Annotated in this window: 20 protein-coding genes; 13 read left to right on the forward strand and 7 right to left on the reverse strand. The window is 63.6% G+C overall.

Annotated elements, in window-relative coordinates; translation table 11 throughout:
- Positions 1–250: 250 nt before the first annotated feature.
- Complete coding sequence (locus HRF45_09445) at positions 251–658, reverse strand: hypothetical protein (protein MEP0766747.1); 408 nt, start codon at positions 656–658, stop codon at positions 251–253.
- Between the two features lie 214 nt (positions 659–872).
- Positions 873–3629, reverse strand: coding sequence for a hypothetical protein (locus HRF45_09450; GenBank protein MEP0766748.1), 2757 nt, complete (start codon positions 3627–3629; stop codon positions 873–875).
- A 324-nt stretch (positions 3630–3953) separates the two neighbouring features.
- Here HRF45_09450 and HRF45_09455 point away from each other — a divergent pair, with 324 nt between their 5' ends.
- The 5 genes from HRF45_09455 to nusA all read left to right on the forward strand — a co-directional run bounded on the left by HRF45_09455 (position 3954) and on the right by nusA (position 8464).
- Positions 3954–4859, forward strand: a complete 906-nt coding sequence (locus tag HRF45_09455; protein ID MEP0766749.1) for a hypothetical protein — start codon at positions 3954–3956, stop codon at positions 4857–4859.
- On the forward strand, positions 4856–6211 hold the full coding sequence (locus tag HRF45_09460; GenBank protein ID MEP0766750.1) for an ADP-ribosylglycohydrolase family protein: 1356 nt from the start codon (positions 4856–4858) through the stop codon (positions 6209–6211). The genes HRF45_09455 and HRF45_09460 overlap by 4 nt, the downstream gene beginning before the upstream one ends.
- The gene (locus HRF45_09465) at positions 6208–6408 is read left to right on the forward strand and encodes a heavy-metal-associated domain-containing protein (GenBank protein ID MEP0766751.1); all 201 of its coding nucleotides are present in this window, start codon (positions 6208–6210) and stop codon (positions 6406–6408) included. The genes HRF45_09460 and HRF45_09465 overlap by 4 nt, the downstream gene beginning before the upstream one ends.
- A 250-nt stretch (positions 6409–6658) precedes the next feature.
- The gene (locus HRF45_09470) at positions 6659–7213 is read left to right on the forward strand and encodes a hemerythrin domain-containing protein (GenBank protein MEP0766752.1); all 555 of its coding nucleotides are present in this window, start codon (positions 6659–6661) and stop codon (positions 7211–7213) included.
- A 177-nt stretch (positions 7214–7390) separates the two neighbouring features.
- Positions 7391–8464, forward strand: a complete 1074-nt coding sequence (gene nusA, locus HRF45_09475; protein ID MEP0766753.1) for a transcription termination/antitermination protein NusA — start codon at positions 7391–7393, stop codon at positions 8462–8464.
- A gap of 135 nt (positions 8465–8599) precedes the next feature.
- Here the strand turns inward: nusA and HRF45_09480 are convergent, their stop codons facing one another.
- Positions 8600–10501, reverse strand: coding sequence for a hypothetical protein (locus HRF45_09480; protein MEP0766754.1), 1902 nt, complete (start codon positions 10499–10501; stop codon positions 8600–8602).
- Between the two features lie 59 nt (positions 10502–10560).
- Between HRF45_09480 and HRF45_09485 the strand changes: the two genes are divergently transcribed.
- Entirely contained in the window at positions 10561–11277 is a 717-nt protein-coding gene (locus tag HRF45_09485) for a DNA-processing protein DprA (GenBank protein ID MEP0766755.1), read from the forward strand.
- On the opposite strand, the gene HRF45_09490 is transcribed toward HRF45_09485, so the two are convergent.
- Positions 11246–11608 (reverse strand): hypothetical protein, encoded by a 363-nt coding sequence (locus tag HRF45_09490; GenBank protein ID MEP0766756.1) that lies wholly within the window; start codon positions 11606–11608, stop codon positions 11246–11248. The genes HRF45_09485 and HRF45_09490 overlap by 32 nt on opposite strands.
- Before the next feature lie 137 nt (positions 11609–11745).
- Between HRF45_09490 and HRF45_09495 the strand changes: the two genes are divergently transcribed.
- Positions 11746–12342, forward strand: coding sequence for a sigma-70 family RNA polymerase sigma factor (locus tag HRF45_09495; GenBank protein ID MEP0766757.1), 597 nt, complete (start codon positions 11746–11748; stop codon positions 12340–12342).
- Positions 12329–12931: a zf-HC2 domain-containing protein gene (locus tag HRF45_09500; GenBank protein ID MEP0766758.1), complete on the forward strand. Its 603-nt coding sequence runs from the start codon at positions 12329–12331 to the stop codon at positions 12929–12931. The genes HRF45_09495 and HRF45_09500 overlap by 14 nt, the downstream gene beginning before the upstream one ends.
- Before the next feature lie 355 nt (positions 12932–13286).
- On the opposite strand, the gene HRF45_09505 is transcribed toward HRF45_09500, so the two are convergent.
- Complete coding sequence (locus HRF45_09505; GenBank protein MEP0766759.1) at positions 13287–14510, reverse strand: hypothetical protein; 1224 nt, start codon at positions 14508–14510, stop codon at positions 13287–13289.
- A 145-nt stretch (positions 14511–14655) separates the two neighbouring features.
- Positions 14656–14982 carry a hypothetical protein gene (locus tag HRF45_09510; GenBank protein ID MEP0766760.1) on the reverse strand — a complete coding sequence of 109 codons (327 nt, stop codon included), beginning with the start codon at positions 14980–14982 and terminating at the stop codon, positions 14656–14658.
- A gap of 131 nt (positions 14983–15113) precedes the next feature.
- Here HRF45_09510 and HRF45_09515 point away from each other — a divergent pair, with 131 nt between their 5' ends.
- The 5 genes from HRF45_09515 (at position 15114) to HRF45_09535 (ending at position 19979) form a co-directional block, all read left to right on the forward strand.
- Positions 15114–15626 (forward strand): bacterioferritin, encoded by a 513-nt coding sequence (locus HRF45_09515; protein MEP0766761.1) that lies wholly within the window; start codon positions 15114–15116, stop codon positions 15624–15626.
- 38 nt (positions 15627–15664) lie between these two features.
- Entirely contained in the window at positions 15665–17290 is a 1626-nt protein-coding gene (gene dnaX / locus HRF45_09520) for a DNA polymerase III subunit gamma/tau (GenBank protein ID MEP0766762.1), read from the forward strand.
- Positions 17291–17391: 101 nt separating this feature from the next.
- Complete coding sequence (locus HRF45_09525; protein MEP0766763.1) at positions 17392–17727, forward strand: YbaB/EbfC family nucleoid-associated protein; 336 nt, start codon at positions 17392–17394, stop codon at positions 17725–17727.
- Between the two features lie 2 nt (positions 17728–17729).
- Positions 17730–18326, forward strand: coding sequence for a recombination protein RecR (gene recR / locus HRF45_09530; protein MEP0766764.1), 597 nt, complete (start codon positions 17730–17732; stop codon positions 18324–18326).
- A gap of 57 nt (positions 18327–18383) precedes the next feature.
- Positions 18384–19979, forward strand: a complete 1596-nt coding sequence (locus HRF45_09535) for a S8 family serine peptidase (protein ID MEP0766765.1) — start codon at positions 18384–18386, stop codon at positions 19977–19979.
- Between the two features lie 95 nt (positions 19980–20074).
- On the opposite strand, the gene HRF45_09540 is transcribed toward HRF45_09535, so the two are convergent.
- Positions 20075–20411: 1-deoxy-D-xylulose-5-phosphate synthase (locus tag HRF45_09540; GenBank protein ID MEP0766766.1), on the reverse strand; the 337-nt coding region annotated here is incomplete at its 5' end.

A 20411-nucleotide genomic window follows, 5' to 3' on the forward strand; every position in this document is an offset into this window, starting at 1 on the left:
GCAGTAGACGTAGGGGTGTTCGGTGAGGACCGAGTCGCGGGTGGTGAAGCGGCCCGCACACGCGAGTGACCCATCGCACGGGTCGCCAGCGGCCCGGGCCTCCGAGACCTCCCTAGTCCGAACTGGACCGTTCATCCGAAATAGCCCTTCGCAGTCATTAATACAGCAAGTTGCCGCCCCAGGTTGCGATCCCTTGCCTGCACGCCCGCGCCCGTTCCCGGTCTTGCTCGCATAGATGAGCCCATCGGTATCACGGACCTCTCTTCAGCATCAGACCGCTCAGCACGCCCCTAATCGTGTCGCCCAGTTCTGGCGTAGTGTCGTGGACGATGATCGAGAAGACGTGCTCTCCCGCCGGCACTACTGCCAGTCGAACCAGCACGCCATCACTCTTCCTGGTGATCACAAGCGCGTCCACTTCCCGGTCCGCAAGGCGAATCGACTCCCGACGTGTTTGGCCGGAGGATGCGTCCACCGCCGCCGCCTCCGACAGTCGAACGAAGAGCTTCGTGCCCTCGTCAAGAGGTAGTTCTTCCGTTACCGGTAACCGCTCCGTTAGGACTGCTACAACCGGCCCACGACCCGATATCGGCACCCCACCCGGCCGCATGACGACGCCGCCGCGGACGCTCCTTAGCAGATACCACCCCTTGGGCACTGTTACCCTCAGATCGTCATCTTCATACACTGCCGATGCGGAGTCGGTACTGTGTCCGCGACAACCACTAGCCGCGACGAGCATGACCAGAAGCACGGCAGCTGGCACTAGGTAGACAAGGGGACCCCAGCACCGCAGTGCCTGCACGCGCGCGATACTGCATCCGGGGCCAGCGCATCGTAAGCCGCGGCCTTTCGGTGGGCATCGTGAGTCATCATCGCTGATAGTCTGGGTACTCATCGGCGTACTTCGGATACTCGCGAGAGAAATCATCGTCGATTCCGCCCTGGGTCCGTGGCACCTTGTTCTTGATGATGGTGACCGCGTCAGGAGTTGCCTCAAGCACTCCTACGACTTCACCGAGCCCTGGTGTAGCTCCCGCGCCAGCAGCAGCTCCGCCGACCGTCTTCGCCTTCTCCTTCGACTGCTTAGAGCAGCCACCCGCAAATGCAGCGACGGCCACGGCTGCGACCGCTAGGAGCAGCAGCGGCAGCCGCCCGTCGCCATCCACGAGATTCACAGGATCCCCGTCGCAGTAGACGTAGGGGTGTTCGGTGAGGAGGGTGTCGCGGGTGGTGAAGCGGCCCGTCCATGGTTCGTAGTAGCGGGCGCCGACATGCAGCAAACCCGCGCTTGCACTGAGCGAAGCGAACGTGTCCCCGTCGTCGCGATAGCCCCAGTTTCCGCAGTACCTGTTCATCAGCGAGGCGCTACCGCTGGAGTACGTCGTGTGTCCGAAGGCGTCGTACACGAACGTACCACTAACAGCCTGGTTGTCCGCCGTCACCTTCCGGGTGTTACCTTGCGCATCGAACAACGGCCACTCGGCGTTCCTACGTACCATCCCGTTGCCGTACCGATACGTCACACTGATCGCCGAAGACCCAACCTGCTCGTTGATGATACGATCACCATCGAAGTGGAAGTAGGTCGTCGTCGCGGACATGCCAGAGCTAACCGCCCGGCTGATCCTGCGGCCCAGACCGTCGTACGCAAACCCGATGCTGTTCATGCCCTGCGATATCTGCGTCAGCCGGTTCTCCGAGTTGTAGCTGAAGGTGTGCGTGGTCTGGCCGACCGTGCGGCTCGTCTGGTTGCCGTTCAGATCGTACTCCCACTCGCGCTGCAGGTTCTCGCCGATCCACTCCTCCAGCAGCTCGTCGTCGTCCGAGTACACGTAGTCGTACGTCGTCTGCCCCACGATCTTCTGCAGGCGGTTGCCCGCGCCGTCCAGCTCGTACTCCTCGGAATAGGTTCCGAGGCTTCCGGTGCGGCTAGCGGCCACCAGCCTATCCATCTCGTCATAGACAAACGTCTGCACGTCCTCGTTGTCCTCGGTAATCGTCTCCACCAGGTCGTCGTCAGTGTACTCGTACTCGCAGGAAGCGATCAACGTATCGTCGCTCTTGCGGTGCACGATGCTGACCACACGGTTCGCCTCGTCGTAGGTGAAGAGCGTCTTCGTGCCGTTGCCTCGAACGATCCGCGTCACGTTCCCGTTGTTGTCGTATTGATACGAGGCTCCGCCGGGAGGGCCTCCACCGGGAGAATCCAGCCCGTCCCCACCCGGGGGCTCCTCCTCTTCGTCGTCGGCAGCGTCTGCCACCAACGCCACTTGGTTCCTGGCGGTATAGCTGTAGCCAGCGTAGGTGTTGCCGGTCGAAGCCCAGTCGTACACCCGGCACAGCAGACCCTTCTTGCCTGTCTCGTCGTAGACGTAGGTGATGCTGCGATTGCCCTTGGTCTCCGTCAGCTTACGGTTGTTCTCGTCGTAGGTCCAGCTCCAGGTCGAGCTGTTCCCCGTCATCTGGGTCAGATTGCCGTTTCCATCGAAAGTATAGGTATACGTGCCTCCGGTGTCGAGGGCCTTTTCGACCACGCGGTCCCACTCGTCCAGCGTGTAGGTGACCGCCTCGTCATTCGGGGCAATCTGGCTCGTCCGAACCCCGTATTCGTTATAGGCCCACGCCCAGGGCCGGCCGTTCGGCGTAGTCATGCCTGTCAGGTTGCCGTCGGTGTCGTGGTCGTATTCAGTGACGAAGGTGTCGCCGCGCTTGTACTCGGTCTTGCTTTCCGCAAGGCCGTAGTTGGGGTCGGGGTACGCGTACTGCACTCGGAAGAGAGTGGAACCCTGTTCGGAGGTCTTCCAGTAGACGTTCGTCAGGTTACCGCAGTCATCATACTCCCACAGAGTGTAATGTCTCATCGGATCGGTGCGGCTCGTCATGCGGGAGTAGTCGCCATAGGTGTAGGTCGTCTCGCGGTACGGCGTGCCGGGCGGACACTCGTAGGTGCAATTGCCGAGGTCGTCGAACTCATAGGTCCAGACGTTGCTGCGACGGTCTGTAACCTGGATCACGTTGTGGTTGTCGTCGTAGAGGTAGTGAGAGCCGTCCACCCACAAGATTGCGGGGCTGTCCAGGTTGCCAAGCGCGTCCCGGTCCACTTGAAGCCCTTCTGCCTTCAGGCCTTGCGCCTCGGCTGCCTTCTTCAGCCCTTCCAGATTGGTTCCGTAGCCCGTCGTGCCCGCCAGTCTCCGAAGCTCCGCGACGCCCGCTTGCGTGCCCAGCTTTCTGGCGATGCGGGCGAGTGCACGCGGGCCGCAGTCGGCATCCTCTGGCTTTGGCTCTATTCGCTTAGATGGCTTTTCAGCCGGCTGGATGCCGAGCGCGCGCTCGCAGATGGCGCGTTGCCGAAGCAAGAACGCCTTCTCCCTCTCACTCCAGGCGCGGCTAGCGAGCAGGCGGTTGACGGTCGCGAGGGCTCCCTGGTAGTCCTTCTCGGCGTACAGGCGCTTGGCTGCCAGGTACTCGGGGGAGTGCTGCGAGGCTAGCTGAGCGGGCTCAGTGGGGGGGACGCGAGCCGCTCGGAGAGATGGGAGGCGTGTAGCCGCGAGCCATGCGCCCGTCGCTGCTACAACGACGCACACGGCACTCACTCCCACGAACGGCCACACGGAACGGGTCCTCATCTCAATTCCTCTGCGCCGGACCAAATTGCGCCTACATCATAACTCACATTCCCCGTATTGTCAAGAGGTCTTCGCATCCGCGAGGGCGAGTTTTTCCGCACCGATTCTCCCCACCCGCTCCGGCACCCACGCCCACGCGGCGTGGGGACGTCACTCAGAACGTCGTGACCGGTGGTGCTCGGTACAGTCCCGTTGTGCGCCGCGAACGTGTCGTTGGCAGTCGGGTAGCACTGGGGGCCGCGGGGCACGCGGTCAGCCTGTAACCACTTGCCGCAGGAGAGCCGCGCAGACGCCGCGAATCCGACAGGCGGGAAGGAGCGTGCCATGCAGATTGTCGAGTACGGAGGGTGGAAGCAGTGCGCCCGGCTCGCCGACGGGCGTATCGAGCTGTTCGCTACCCTGGAAGTCGGGCCCCGTATCATCCGTTTCGGGTTCGCCGGAGGACCGAACGAGTTCGTCGAGTTTCCGGAGGACATGGGCAAGACGGGCGGTTCGGAGTACCGCAGCTACGGTGGGCATCGGCTCTGGGTCTCACCGGAGGTATCGGGGCGCACCGACCTTCCCGATAACAGCCCTGTTCAGCACGAATGGGATGGACAGAGCCTGACCCTCACGGCTCCGGTCGAGCAGCCCACTCGGCTTCAACGCGAAATGGAAATCACTTTGACGGATGGCGGAGTGCGCATCGAGCACCGCGTGTACAACAAGGGGCTCTTCGAGGTGTACTGCGCCCCGTGGTGCCTCAGCGTGATGGCGCCCGGGGGTCAGGCGTTCTTTCCGCAGGAGCCCTATCGCCCCCACTCCGAACAGCTCCTGCCCGCGCGACCGATGGTGCTGTGGGCGTACACCGACATGAGCGACCCACGGTGGACGTGGGGCAGGCGACTGATCCGACTCCGGCAGGACACCGAGGCGACGACCCCGCAGAAAGTGGGAGCGTTGGTGACAGCCGGGTGGGCAGCCTATCGGAACGGCGACCGTGTGTTCGTCAAGTGCTTCCCTTGCGAGGCCGACGAATACCCGGACTTCGGCTGCAACTTCGAGACCTACACCAACGAGCGAATGCTCGAGCTGGAGTCGCTGGGCCCGATGCAAGTCATCCTTCCGGGCGAGCGAGCCACCCATGTCGAAACCTGGGGCCTCTTCGACGACGTGGAGCTTCCGGACGAGGACGCTCCTTTGGAAGAGGAGCTATACCGCTTGGCGTCGGAGCTCCCTGAGCCGGAATGAACCTCCACGCGCTCGCCTTTACGCGCGAAGACATCGAGGTGGAGATGGCTGCCTCTACCGACGAAGGCAAGGCCGTTCCCCCCGAGCTTTGTGCCGAGTCTGAGCGACTGATGGCCACGGACCTTTCGTGGAAAGCGGCTCAGGAACAGGCCGGAAAGTTCCTCGACCAGATGCACGCCCTCGCTCTGCGCCCTGACTTTCCCTACAGGGAGCCGTCCGACCTGCGCCACATCCGGGAGGAGAGGCCCGAGTCACCCCAGGTTCCAGGCTATTCGCTGGACCGAGAGAACCTGCTGGACCGGTTACATGGGGCCTGGCTTGGTCGCGCGGCGGGGTGTCTGCTCGGAAAACCCGTCGAGGGTTGGTACCGAGAGCGCCTCCATGGCTACCTCCGCGACACCAACGCATTCCCATTGAGGGGCTACATCCGAGGTGACGTCCGTCCAGACATCCTGCAGAAGTATGAAGTACCGACAGACCGAGGGGCGTTCATCGAGCGTGTGGAGTGCCTACCGGAGGACGACGACCTGAACTACACGGTGCTTTCGCACGTGGTGCTGCAGAAGCATGGCCACTCATTCACTTCGGAACAACTGGCACAGGAGTGGCTCAGCCGCCTGCCGGTGCTGCGCACCTTCACTGCGGAGCGGGTGGCCTATCGCAACCTGGTTGACGGCATCGCCCCGCCGCACTCGGGGTCCTATCGGAACCCGTATCGCGAGTGGATTGGTGCGCAGATCCGGGCGGATGGATGGGGCTACGCGTGTCCGGGTAGCCCCGAAGCCGCGTCGGAGCTTGCGTGGCGGGACGCCTGCATCAGCCATGTGAAGAACGGCATCTACGGTGCGATGTGGTCCGCCGCGATGAATGCGGCGGCGTTCTCCCTCGACAGCCCACGCGCCATCGTTGAGGCGGGGCTAGCGCAGATACCAGCGCGCTGCCGCCTCGCCGACTGGGTCCGCACGGTGATGGACTGGCACGAGATGGGACTGCCCTACGACGATGCCTGCGAGCGCATCCATGCAGAGTGGGACGAGAAGCGTTTCCACCACTGGTGTCATGTCATCTCGAACGCCGCCATAGTCACGATGGCGCTGCTATACGGGGAGGGGGATTTCGGGGCGAGCGTGTGCTGCGCCGTACAGGCAACCTTCGACACGGACTGCAACGGCGCGACGGTCGGCTCCATTCTCGGTGCGAGGCTCGGCGCGTCGCGGCTGCCCGAAGAGTGGACCGCGCCTCTGAACGACACCATCGAGACGGGCGTCGTGGGCTATCAGCGGCTTCGGCTGACGGACATGGCCCGAATGTCGTTGGATGTTATCGAAAAGTACAAGGGGGGAGAAGAATGACGCTAGAGTTGAAGTGTCCGGACATCGAGTGCGACGGGTGCGCGGGCTCGATCAGGCGAGCATTGGAGGGTCACGCGGGCCTGACCTCGGTGCAGGTGGACGTAGCGTCCAAGACCGTTCGTCTGGACGGTGAGGAAGCCGCCGTGGAATCGGCCAAGGCGAAGCTGAGCGAGATCGGCTTCCCCCCTGCGGAGTAGCCCCGGCCTCAGCGGACCCCGTGATCCCGGCGTCCCGCCGGAGCAGCATCGCCGAGACGGCGAGACTGCGTGGCGGGGTCAGGCAGAACCTGTTGGACCTCGACATGAGCACGGACGCCGGAGCAGCATCGCCGAGACGGCGATGCTACGTGCCATATGACCCGCGTCATGTACACCCCTGCTTTGCACCGGTAGGCTGAAGGCTCGCACACTTCGCGCGGCGTCCGACCGCGTCGACAGGAGGGGAGAGATGAGAGCCATCGCAGAGCTGGTGGAGGAGCACGAGGCGATTCGGAAGATGCTCGGAGTCCTGCGAGTGGTCGCCGCACGCGTGGAGGCCGGCGAGCACGTGCCCGAGGAGGACCTCCGAGGAATCGGCGAGTTCTTCAGCGTGTTTGCCGACAAGTGCCACCACGGGAAGGAAGAGGAGACGCTCTTCCCCGTGCTCGAGCAGGCGGGCATTCCGAGAGACGGAGGACCTATCGGCGTCATGTTATACGAGCACACGCTGGGCCGGTCGCTCGTTGCACGCATCAAGGGATCGGTGGATGGGTGCCTTGCGGGCGAGCAAGCGGCGCGCAGCGAGTTCGCCTCGGCCGCCAACGAGTACATCGCCTTGCTCGACAGCCACATCGCCAAAGAGAACAACGTTCTGTTCCCTATGGCCGAATCCCGTCTCACACCCGAACAAGATGCAGAGCTGACTGCGGCGTTCGAGGCGCTGGAGCGGGAGCGAATCGGCGAAGGCGTACACGAGCAACTTCATGGCATGATAGAGCGGCTCGCGCAAACCTACCTAGCATAGTCGCCTAGCCCTCGTCGCCGGCAAGCGACCAGAATCCTGGTGCCCAAGGCCTCCGTTGGCTTGCATCCCGGTGACCCGCTGTAGTATCCTATCGCGCGAACTGCATACCGAAACCGATGAGGAGACGGTTCGCCCCGGCTCCTCTTGTCTTTTCGGACGCGTTCGCCGGAGCTTACGATGGATAAGGAGTTCTTCGAAGCTCTGAGGCAACTCGCCTCGGAGCGGAATCTGGATATTGCAGAGCTCGAGGAGATGACGGAAGCGGCGCTCGCCACGGCCTACAAGAAGCACGTAGGCGCGACGGGCGATGTCGTCGTCCGCATCAACACGGCCGAGGGAACCCTGACCGCCATCTGCGAAAAGGAAGTGGTGGGCGTCGTTACCAACCACTACTTCCAAATGAGCCTGGAGCAGGCGAGAAAGATCAACCCCCAGGCGGTTATCGGCGACTTCATCGGGGTCCCCGTGAACCCCCAGACATTCGGGCGGATCGCTGCGCAGAGCGCCAAGCAGATCCTGATGCAGAAGCTGCGCGAACAGGAGCGCAAGACCATATTCGACGAGTTCGAGTCCCGCGTGGGCGAGGTCGTCTCCGGCATCGTGCAGCGGCGAGAGCGGGATTTGGTTTTCATTCAGGTGGGGCGCACGGAGGCCGTGCTTCCGCGAAAGGAGCAGGTGCCTACGGAGCCCTACCGTTTCAACGACCGGCTTCGCGTGTACGTGGTGCGCGTCGACGAGGGCATGCGTGGCGCGGTGGTGACCGTGTCTCGCACGCACCCCGGACTGCTGCGCAAGCTGTTCGAGCTGGAAGTGCCCGAAATCGAGGCCGGAACCGTGGAAATCCACGGTGTCGCACGTGAGGCGGGCCAGCGCTCCAAGATAGCGGTCGCCACCACCGACCCGCGGGTGGACCCGATTGGCGCGTGCGTGGGACAGCGTGGAGCCCGCGTGAACGCCATCGTGGACGAGCTGTACGGCGAGAAGGTGGACATCATTCCCTGGTCGGAAGACCCCATCGCCTACATCACCGCCGCACTGAGCCCGGCCAAGGTGAACCGCGTGACGCTTCGCGAGTCGGAGGACCCGGAAGAACGGGGCGCTCTCGTGGTGGTGCCGGATACTCAGCTTTCGCTTGCTATCGGCAAGGGCGGGCAGAACGTTCGGCTCGCGGCCAAGCTGACGGGTTGGAAGATAGACATCCGCAGCGAGTCTCAGGCTGCGCAAGAAGCGATTGCCCCTGCGGAAGCCTAGAGTAATCTGACAGGAGTTGGGCGAAGGGGATAACTTCCCCTCCGCCATTTGTTTTTCGCGCCCTCACGCTTGCTCTGCTCTCGATTCTTTTGGCGTGGAACCTATAGACCGCGCCGTGGCATGATCACCCTTCCATTACCGATAGACACTCACCCGAAACAGCAGGTACGGGCCGCCGGGCTGTGGCTGCTCGGGAGTTAGCAGTCCCTCTTGCACTGCTTCGCCGAGCTGGATTCGCCACCGCTCGACCCTGCCAGGATCGGGGTACCGGGTGCTACCGGACAAGAGCATCGGTAGCCACTCATCGCGCAACTCCCTCGGCAGATTGGAGACGTTTAGTAGCACGTGGGAGAAGCCCTGACGATGCAACTCCAATGCCAGCTCACGGCCCGAGTGCAGTCGGTCGTACGGTATCAGAGTGTGATGCCCGGGGTTGGCCCAGACATAGGGCTTGTCGAAGTAGTAGCCTAACACTTCGTCATAGAAGGCGATCTTCTCCACTCCCTCCATGGCATTGATCGCTCGTGCGGCGCGATACAGCGACGAGCGTTCCGACAGATACTCGTGCACCCACTCGGAACGCGGCGACCGGAATGCCACGGTCGCTGCCTCGAAAGGCGATACCAGGCCGACCGAAGGGGCCGCTAAGGTGAACACGATCAGTGTCACCAAGGCTTGAACTACCACCGAAAGCCGAGTCCACACGCGCACCGGTGACACGGGTTCCTCTGCACTCCAGCCGACGGCGACCGCCAGCAAGGGTGCCAATGCTAACACATATCGCGACTGCTGACTGAGCCAGAACCATGCTGCGAGGTTGAGCGCGCAGAAGGAAAGGAGAAGCCAATAGGCGCGGGGACGTGCACGCGCGAATCCGAGAAGGAACGGCGCCAGGAGCAGCGGCACACCGAGCGTACCGATCACTCCCCCTTGGTTGAGGTAGCGTTCGGGTCGCACGGTTAGGTCCCAAGGTATGCGTGCGAGCTCCCACGGCGCGCGACCGACGCCGAAGCTGACCTGTTCGCCGCGGTAGATGGCAGCGTTTTCTGCGCTCCAGTACTTGCCACCGAACACCTCGTACGCGAAGGGGTATACGGGGTTGTCGGTCTCTAGATAGGTGCGGACGTACCAAGGTGCTGGGACCAGCAGCCCAACCACCAACACGATCAGTGGCGCCCGTAGGCGAGAGCCGCGTACGGCAAAAACACAGATGGCCGCAAGCAGAAGGACGGTAAGAAGACCGTTGTACTTAGTGGCAGCGGTAAGACCGGCACAGACGGCGACGAGTACTAGCAGGGTGGTAGTAGGCTTCTGGATGACATCGGCCAGCAGGAACATCGCAAGAGCTGTGTATAGAGCGCTCGCCATGTCAATGTAGGCGGTGCCGGACTCCCACAACGCGAGCGGGCACGCGCTGACCGCCAGAGCGGCCCAGATGGCAGCGGGACGGGAGCTGCGCCGCGCCGCGAAACCGGCGCACGCAAGCACCGTGAGCACACTCGTCCACGTATGCATCAGCTTGGCCGCGCCGTAGCCACCCACCCAGTGCGCCGCGGTGAACAGCATCTCCATCAGCTGCGGGAAGTAGCTGTGATGGTCGTACGGATAGGACTGCACGCGGTCGGCCTGCAGCCACAGCTTGGGCAGCGCTAGGTGATAGGCGAGGCTGTCCCAATCGAGCACGAGGGGTGGCGACATGGCGGCGAGCACAGCAATCGCCAAGAACGGAAGGAGCACTAGAGCCCAAGGGTTAGGACGGGCGCCTCGCAGATCCACCCACACCGATTTCGCGCCGACCATCCCGCCCAGCAGCAGCATCGCCCCCGTAACGGAGATCCCTACCCGCAGGTGCCCGGCGAGTCCGAAGAAGAATATGACGTAGGCGCAAAGGGCAAGGGAGAGCCCACCAGCGAGTGCGGCCCTCTCACTGGTGGACGCGTCCGGCCACACACGACGGGCGAAGGGATAGCCCACCGCAACCGAAGCGAAAGCCACCAGCAAGGAGAAGAGCAACGGCATGGCGACACTCTTTGGCACCGGCCAAACGGCTCCTGCCACGGAAGGAAATCCCCGCTCCAGACGCCAACAGTTAGGGAATGCCTCCCGAGCCGCCGCGACTCCCGACCGCCTGCCTGGTGCGCGAGCCAGGGTCGCTCGGCTACCCATCGGGGCTCTGCTCGCTCACGCCTTCTCCCACCGTGTATCTTCGCGGTGATCCGGATGTGGCCCTGAAGCCGATGGTGGCAATCGTGGGCACCCGGACGCCCCGAGCGGAGTGGCGGGCCTGGGCCGCGGACCTAGCGGCGAGGCTGTCACAGAGAGGCTTCGTGGTGTGTAGCGGCTTCGCGCCGGGGATCGACCGAGCTGCCCATCGTGGAGCACTCGCGGCAGGCGGGCGGACCGTGGCGGTTCTGGGCGAGGACGTCTTCGACGTGCGGGCCAGGGGAGAACGCGAGGGTATATCGGAGCTGAGGGACGAAACGCTCCGACGCGGATGTTTGCTCAGTGAGCAGGCTCCGGGCGGACCGCGAGTCAATCCTCGGCACACGGTGGCCAGGCTGATCCTGCGCAACCGCATCATCGCCGCGCTGTCGCTGGGCGTGGTGGTCGCGGCGGCATGGGAGAAAGGCGGGGCGCACATGACCGCCAACTGGGCGGCACGGCTGGGAAGGCCCGTGTGGACCGCGGACTTCGGCGAGGATACGCCGGTCGGGAACCTCAGGCTATTGCTCGGGGGCCACTCGGCGCTGCCTGCCGACGCGGACCAGGCCGCGGAGCAGATTAGTCTTTCTTTGACTTCTTCGCCCGACTAGATCGAGCGCGCGCCAGAGCCATGGCGGTGCCGAGAACGGCGGCGATCAGCCCGGCACGGCCCGTGATGGTGTCCACTGCAGTGCTCGCGGAGACCAGCACCTTCTCGGACTTGTCCTTCACGGATGCCGTCGTCTCCTCGATCCGCCCCGCCAGCTTGGCAACCTTGTCCCCGGTCTCCTTGAGCGAGGACACGAGACCGCCCACTTTGTCGCTGACTTCGGTCATCTTGTTCTTTAGGGTGATAAGCACGAAGATCATGACGAGGTTCGTCAAGATCGCTATTGCGAAGAACACGCCGGATACCCACAACCAAGGCGCAGGGATGTCCATGTCTCACTCCTTTGAGCGGGCCGATGCCCGAAGGACGGTCCGCCGAAGAATCTACCTGAAGGCGGCTCGGCCGGTGCTCCACGGAACCGCTCGGCGCCGGGTACGTCTTCTTCGGTAGCGGGGTGCCCGGCCACAGGATGTTTCGACGCAACTACGCACGGCTCTCGGACTCCGACCTGGTCACGCGAGCGCAGAAGGGCGAACGCGCGGCCTTCGAGGAGTTGTACAGGCGGTTCAGCGGCCGCGTGTACGCGCTCGTCTACGGCATGGTGGCCAACGCCGACGACGCCGCGGAGCTGACCCAAGAGGTGTTCGCGAGGGCGTTCCGCCGACTGCCCAGCCTAAGGGCCGACCAGGCAGTGTACGGCTGGCTTCGCGCGACAGCTACCAACCTCGGGATCGACTTCCTCCGTCACGGCAAACTCGTCCAGTTCGAGCCGCTGGAAGGCAACGTCCCCGAATCGCCGAGGGACTTGGAATCGCCCGAGGACGACCCGGAGAGGCTGGCAATCCGTGCGGAGACCCGCGAGGCCGTGGCGAGCGCGGTTGCGGGGCTCAAACCCGCGCACCGAGTGGTAGTCGCGCTGCACCACTTCGAGGGACTGAGCCTCGAGGAGATCGCGCAGACGCTGGACGTGCCCGTCGGAACCGTAAAGTCGCGGCTGGCCCGTGCGCGAGAAGCGCTTCGCGTCATGCTCGCCCCCATGGTGGAGGGAAGGAATGGACTGCGATAGCATTCGTCCGCTGCTGGCGGACTTCATCGAACACAACGTCGGAGAGGACAAAGCGGAGGCCGTGCGCAGGCACGTTCGCTCCTGCGCCGCGTGCGGTCGCGAGCTGGACGCACTGGGCCGGGTTGACGAGGTATTGCAGGAATGGCGGGCACCGGCGCTTCCCGAGTCCGTCTGGCTCAACCTCCAGCCGCTGCTTCCGCGTGAGCGCCGAGTCCCGTCTTCCGCCCCGCTCCGGCTAGGGATTGCCTTTGCCGCCGGGTGCGCCGCGCTATTCGTTGCCTGGGCAGTGTGGGTGGGGCCTGAGATCTCTCGCACGTTCGAGGGAACACCCGCACCCTCCCCGAGTGGATTGTCCCACTTCGAGGGGACGCCTCCGGTCGGCATGCCGCTCGACTCGCGTACGGCACCGCTCCTCGAGACTGACAACGAGGACACCTCGCCGCACCAGGAGGAAGCCGCAGAGCCTGCTGCCGAGCCCGGTGGGGAGGCGATCCTGCCGCACACCGTGGAGCCGAAGCCCGCGACAGAAGCCAAGGAGCCTACTGCACCCCCGCGCGACGACACGCTCCCTGCTCCAGAAAAGCCGTAGGGGCGGCCCGCCACACCCCACTCCCTGTATTCCGTCATGCTGAGCCTGTCGAAGCATGACGATGCGGGCCGAACGATATCGTCTTCTGGTGCCACGTTCGCGGCTTACGTGTCCATGCTTCGACAGGCTCGGCATGCCGGCCCATGAACTGGCAGCCCAATCCAACACGCCTCCTTCCGTGGCCGTAAACACGCCCGCTTACCAGGGTCCTAGGGGCAGCCGCGCGCCCTGCCGAAGTGGGGGCATGGAGAACGGCGCATTCCGACTCACACGATGCAGGGTCCGCCCCGAGTGGCTGTCGGGTGTGAGGGACGGGCACCGGAAGTGGGTGGTACGACCCAAGTCGGGTCCTCGCCTAATCGTCTCCGACGAGACCGAAGTTGGTCAGGATCAGATTGAGGTCGGCGAGGGCCACCTGACCGTCCCAGTCGAGGTCACCCGACCCTCCTTGTGTGCCTTGCCAGCCGAAGTTCGCCAGGACCAGATTCAGGTCGAGGATGTCGACCACATTCGAACCGTCTGCATCCCCATTGATCAGGACGAAGTCAGCGGCAGCTCCGCTCTCGGTCACTAGGACAGCCGGCAAGGTTGACCTAAGCCAGTTAGGCAGCTTCACAGAGAGCTGATACTCACCCTCACGTACCCATTCGACGTCATAGTCGCCTGATGGCGACAATTGCACGGATCGGGTGAAAAGCTGTTGCCCGGTATTGGCATCACGGAATTCGAGCATCGCCTGGAATTCGCTGGTTCCCACGTAACCTTGCCGTGTGATTCGACCGCTAACAGTGCCGAACCTCGGAACGGTGGCGTGGGTCACGGAATACCAGTCGGTACCGATCCGGAACTCGTCGATCGAGTAACTTGCAGATCCTTTGAGGCGGATCGAGTCTATGATCGCGGTACTCGTAAAGGTGAAAGACGACCCGTACAGGTCGAACTCCGTCCAGTCGTTTGCCGCGTCGACATCGGCGTCGGAAGCGGCTACCGTCTCGCCCGGTCCGTACACCCTGTACTGGAAGACCCCTGGGCGAGGATCGGTCTTGATGCGGGCCACGATGAAGTACACCCGTCCGTTCAGGATGTCGCCCCCGTTACCGCCGTGCGGATACACGCGTGCCCCGAAGGTCGTGTCGTTGTTTACTCCTCCAATGTACATGGCTACACTGCTGCCGGAGCGGAACTCGATGCCGCAGTCAAGCACGTCGAACGGGTCACCCGTGTTGTAGCGTTTGAACAAGAAGCTGACGAACAGGGTATCCGGCCCACCGAGGTTCATCCACGCAGCCTGGTCGAGACTCCGCGAGCCGCTCCTACCGCCAAGGTGGTAGACCCTATCGTTGTAAGCGTATCCCGGCGTAGGAGATACCGGGAAGGAAGTTGGCACCAAGCCGTCGGGCTGCACGAGGAGGTCGGAGTTCCAAGGGCCGGCGAAGCCCAGCCCACCGGTCTGTAGGTGAAGGCTGGTGGACTGATAGCCGAAGCCCTCGTATGCGAGGGTCTCTGCACTGGCGGTGGTCGAGAGCGCTGTCGCAAGGGCAGCGGCGAATAAGCCTAGATTGTGTAAACGTACTTTCACCGAATGGCACGATCTCCAGGTCGTGATAGGACGGAACACTCTGCGATAGCCCGATATTTAGCATTATTATACCATATATTCTGCTATTCTGCGTCGGCGCGTCATCACTCGTGCACGTGACTCGGGCGCCGATACCGCGGGTCAGTCAGGGTTGGCCCGCGGGCGGGTCGAGGCGGGGGAGGCGGCCCTCCTCGTACTCGCCCACCATGGCGAACGCGAGCTGGCACGCGAACGTCCAGAGCGGGACGACCGACTCCGACTCCGGAAGCTGCAGCATCCGTGCCAAGAAATCTTTGATGATGCTCTCATAGGAGGCCGTCGGCTCGTCGAGGTCCAGGCGACCTGGATTCGCGGCACCAAACTCCTCCTGCTCCAGCTTCGCTAGGAACTCCACTACGTTGGCGGGAGTGGCTCGGCCTAGGTCTTGGCCGAACTCCGCAAACACCTTGTCCCGGAACTGGTGAAGTCTCATTGCATCCCCTCGACACGGCTCCAAGATACCGGATGGAACGCTCCGGCGGCTCAGGGGCATCCCTGTGAAACCAGGTACAATCCTCGATGCGAGCCGCTCGGCTCGTCAAGCGCTGCGTAAAGGAGCCGTGAATGCGCAAGCAAGTGAAGAACCAGAACCCGTTCGAGACGTCCATCAAGCTGCTCAACGCGGTGGTTGCGGACGAGTTGACCGCAGTCATGCAGTACATGTATTTCCACTTCCGCTGCGACGATATGGGCTACAAGCCGATTGCTGCGCTCTTTCGCCGGATCGGCATTCAGGAGATGATGCACGTGGAGTGGGCTGCCGAGCGCGCGATGTTCCTCAAAGGCGAAGTGGAGATGGTCCCCTCCGGGAAGGTTAACAAGATTCACGACGTACGGGAGATGCTGGCAAAGGCGCGGGACATGGAGATGGAAGCGCGTCTGGACTATGCCAAGATGGCCGCCGAGGCGACTGCAGCCGGCGACTTCCTCACCAAGGACTTATTCGAGCGTCTCATCGCCGACGAAGAAAGCCACTGGGACCAGTTCGACCAGCAAGTGGACCACATAGACAACTTCGGCGAGGCCTACCTCGCGCTGCAGTCCTTCGAGGGCGAGCAGCCCGCCGCAGCAGAGTAGAGCGCTAGTCCAAACATCCGCGTCGTCGAAGTGCAGGGATGTGCGACAATGCGTCCACTCCTTCGATGGCTCATCTCGCCCTGTATCGTAAGTACCGCCCGAAGGCGTTCGACGAGGTCGTCGGGCAAGAGCACGTGACGCGGCCCTTAGGAAACTCCGTGGATCGCGGCACGTTCGTTCATGCCTACCTCTTTAGCGGACCCAGGGGGTGCGGCAAGACCTCTACCGCCCGACTCCTCGCCCAAGCGCTCAACTGCGAGAAGGGCCCCACCTCGAGGCCGTGCGGTGAGTGCGCCTTCTGCCAAACGATCCCCGCTGGTCGGTGCGTGGACGTCGTAGAAATGGACGCCGCATCCGAAACCGGCATAGACGACATCCGCGAATCGGTGATCGAGCGCGCCAAGTTCCCGCCGATGGAGACGCGGTTCAAGGTGTACATCATAGACGAGGTACACGACCTCTCCGCGAAAGCGTTCGACGCGCTGCTGAAAACCATCGAAGAGCCGCCGCAGCACGTGGTGTTCGTGCTCGCCACCACCGAGTGGAGCAAGGTGCCGCCCACCATTCGCAGCCGATGCCAGCAGCACGAGTTCCGGCGCGGCTCCGTGCCGAACCTCGTGGCCCGGCTGAAGACCGTGGCCGCCGCCGAGGGTATCGAGGTAGAGCCGGGCGCTCTTGCGACCATCGCACGCATGGCAGACGGCGGCTTCCGGGACAGCCTATCGCTGCTGGAACTGGTCGCGGGCTTGGCGGATGGCAAGATCACCCACGAGCTGGTGAACTCCACACTCGGTCTCATCTCCGAGGAAGCTGCGGCGGATATCCTGGTCGCATGCTCAGAGCGGGATGGGGCCAGGCTGCTCGCGAGACTGGACGAGGTGCTCGACTCGGGCAAGGAGCCGCGCACGATCTTGGAGTCGATCCTGTACAAGGTCGAGGAGTTGACGCGCGTTGCGCATGGGACGCCGATGCCGGGCGTGGAGCCGGACCGCATGGCGCTCCTGCAGGAGCAGGTAGCGCGCATCGGCAAGGACACGCTCCTGCGAGTGTGGCCTGTGCTCGCAGAGGCGCACGCGAAGATGCGGACTTCCGGGCTGCCGCGGGTGTGGCTGGAGGTGGCGCTGCTCTCCCTGGCAACCGCCGCAGAGACACCCGTACCCAAAGCGGATGCCCGTCCCGCCGTTGTTGCGCAGGTTGCACCCACCAAGGCAGTGACAAGTGCTGCAATGCCGCCGACGTCGCCCGAGATCGTATCGAGCTGCGCGCCCCAGGTGGCAGAGGAGCCGCCAGCACCGCGGCCCCCGGAAGCCGAGGCGCTCGACCCCGTCTGGAGCGAGGTACTGAGTCGGATCAGCGCGAAGTTCCCCTCGGCGCAAAAGACGCTGTCCGGTTCACGCGTTGTCGAGGTGGTGGGCAAGAAGGCGACGGTCGAGGTTCGTAGCCCTCTCATCCTGGCCCGGCTGTCCGATCCTCAGCACCGAACATCGCGCGAGCTGACCACGATGTTTCGCGAGGTGGTCGGAGAGCCTGGATGGTCGCTGGAGTTTCGTCTTCCGGAGGAGGGCGCCCCACCACCAGCCCAGGTGGAATCGGTCCCACGCTACTTGGAGGGTGAGGAGTTGGAGAAGGCGGTGGAACAGCAACTCGGCGGGAAGCGGAACTAGCGCGTGTTGAAAACGGCAGCAGCATCCCGCCGGAATCTGGAAACCATCGCCGGGACGGCGAAACCACCGCAGAGAATAGCTGGCGAAACAGGAGGTAGGAAATGAAGTTACCAAAGATGCCGGGCGGAAACATGATGAAGCAGCTCCAGGACGCGATGGAGCGCATGCAGGCGCTGGAGCAGGAGCTACAGGATGCGCGCCTGGAGGTATCGGCAGGCGGCGGCATGGTGCAGGCCACGTTCTCCGGAACCGGCGAGATGGTGGCGATCAAGATCAACCGCGACGTCGTGGACCCGGACGACGTCGAGATGTTGGAAGACTTGGTGCTCAGTGCCGTGCGAGAGGGAGCTCTTAAGGCCAGCCAGCTCCGTGAGGAGCGCACTGCCGAAATCCAGAGCATGCTGCCGCAAGTGCCCGGCATGCAGATGCCCTTCTAGCCGTGCTGCTGCCTCGCTCCCTCTCCAACCTGATGGGAGAACTCGAGAAACTGCCCGGGGTGGGGCCTAAGTCTGCTCAGAGGCTAGCTTTCCACCTATTGCGAGCGCCCGAGGGGGAAGCCGAGCGGCTCGCAGAAGCGATCCTCGCCGCTCGGCGGAACATCCGCTTCTGCCGCAGGTGCTTCAACGTGGCGGACGGGGAGTACTGCCCCGCCTGCTCCGACCCCCGACGCGACGCAGCGACAGTGTGCGTCGTTTCCGAAGTCAGGGACGTGATCGCTATCGAGCGCACCAACGAGTTTCGGGGGCGCTATCACGTACTTCATGGCGTTATCTCCCCCGTGGAAGGCGTTACCTCGGAACAGCTTCACCTAAAGGAACTGGCTGAGCGTGTCGAGGCCGAGGGAGTGTCGGAAGTGATCGTCGCCACCAACCCGACGCTGGAGGGAGACGCGACGGCCTTGTACATCGCAAAGCTGCTAAAGCCACTGGGTGTGCGGGTAAGCCGACTGGCACACGGTATGCCGGTGGGAGGGGACCTGGACTACGCCGACCAGGCCACTCTGGTATCGGCTCTCCAATGGCGTCGGGACCTGTGATATATTGCTTATAGCCCCGGCGCTTTGGGGGGCGCGTATTCCGGGAGGGTTGTGTTCATGTTCTGGCTTGTCTACGGTGTCTCGATTCTGGCTGCGCAGGCGGTGCTGGGACCACCGCCCACCCACCCGCAGCCTCGGATCGCACCGGACCGCGTGGTGGTCGAGCTGTCGCGCCCAGTCACCCTAGGTGAGTTCCGGGCTATGTGCGAGGGCGTCGGCGACGGTCTGTACTCCATCCCAGCGCTCAACACCCACGTGCTGCGCTTGGCCCCGGGGTTGGACCCCACCCGCACAGCAGAGCGCCTGCGCAGGCTGCCGTGGGTGCGAGACGCAGGCCCCGACTACTTGCTGGAGCTTGCGCACGTGCCGAACGATCCGCTGTTCGGCTCTCAGTGGGACAAGACGATGGTAGGCGCCGAAGCTGCGTGGGACATCACGAAGGGCTCGTCGGACACCATCATCGCTATCCTGGACACAGGGGTGATGCTGGATCACGAGGACCTGATCGGCCAGTTCGTGCCTGGCTGGAACGTTCAAGACCAGAACACGAACGTGTACGACGACTTCTGGCACGGCACGCGGGTGACTGGAGTCGCTGCTGCGATCATGGACAACAACAAGGGCATTGCCGGGATGGCGCCGCAGTGCCGCTACATGCCCGTGAAAATCCTGAAGAACGGCAGTGGCACCGTGCTGGATATGGCCGCAGGTCTGACGTGGGCGGCGGACAACGGAGCCAGGGTGTGCAACATCAGCTCGGTATCTCCCAGTGGCCATCCGACCCTGCTGAACGCCGTCCGCTATTGCGTGAGCAACGGCGTGGTAGTAGTGGCAGCTGCCGGAAACAGCAACAACACGAGCAAGTACTATCCTGCCGGCTACCCAGAAGTGATCTCGGTTGCCGCATCCAACGTGAACGACACGCGCGGCTGGAACTCCACGTATGGGTCATGGGTGATGGTTGCCGCTCCGGGGCAGGACCTGCTGTCTACCGGCCTCAACACGCCGCCGGGAGACTATAAGAACTCCACGGGCACGAGCTACGCGGCCCCGCTGGTGGCGGCGGAAGCCGGGATGATCTACGGCCTGCTGGCCCAGCCCGGAGAGCGGGCGGAGTGGCTCGGCCTGGCAGTCCGAGACATCATCCAGGCGAACGTGGTGCCCAAGGATTGGGTGAAGTACGGGCGCGTAAACGTGGCCGCCGCACTACAGAACGTCTTCGTGGACGTGAGCGGCCGCGTCACCCTGGACGCTTGGATACCGGGGCCCGAAGGCGTCGTGCTGACGCTCCAGCTTCGCGAACAGGGGACACAGACCGTGGTGGAAGAGACGGCCATCACGCTGGACGATCAGGGCAACTACTCGGCGCGCTTCCGGCGCTCCGGGGAGTACGACCTGGTGCTGGTGGGCGGTGGCTGGCTGAACGAGGGCCACGCTTCGGTGGTGCTGCCGAGAGGTCAGTCTCAGTTCGACTTCGTCACGCGGAACGGCGACGTGGACCGAAGTAACATGATCGACCTACTGGACATCAACATGCTTCTTCAAGCGTGGGGGCTTTCGGGCAGTCGGCCCGAGGACGTGAACGGTGACGGCGAGGTGTCACTGCCCGATCTGTCCGTGGTGCTGATCAACTTCGCCCGCAGCGGGTTCTAACCCGCGCGGGCGGGCACTGCCCATAATGAGCGCCGTGCGTCGAGAAGGTGCGGCTTGGCGTACGCGGGCCAGGACACTGGGGGCTTTGGGCAGCTTCAGCTTCGCTGAGAGCGGGCGGGGGTGTTGGCCACGGGGGCGGCTGCGTGTTCGAAGAGCACTTCGCTAGCCACGCGAACCGCGTCTTGTGCTGTCAGACCGCAGTCGGCAAGTAGCTGGTCCTGCGAGCCGTGCTCCACGAAAGCATCCGGCAGGCAAAGATGCCGCACTCGAACTCCGGAGAGATCGTGGTCGAAAAGTAGAGACTTGATGGCTTCGCCGACGCCTCCACGCCCAACGTTCTCCTCGAGAACGATGAGGAAACGCGTCATGTGGGCCAACTCCAGAATCGCCTCGGCGTCAATGGGCTTTGCGAATCGCGCGTTGAAGACCGCT

The organism is Fimbriimonadia bacterium, from assembly GCA_039961735.1.
GTDB lineage: Bacteria > Armatimonadota > Fimbriimonadia > Fimbriimonadales > JABRVX01 > JABRVX01.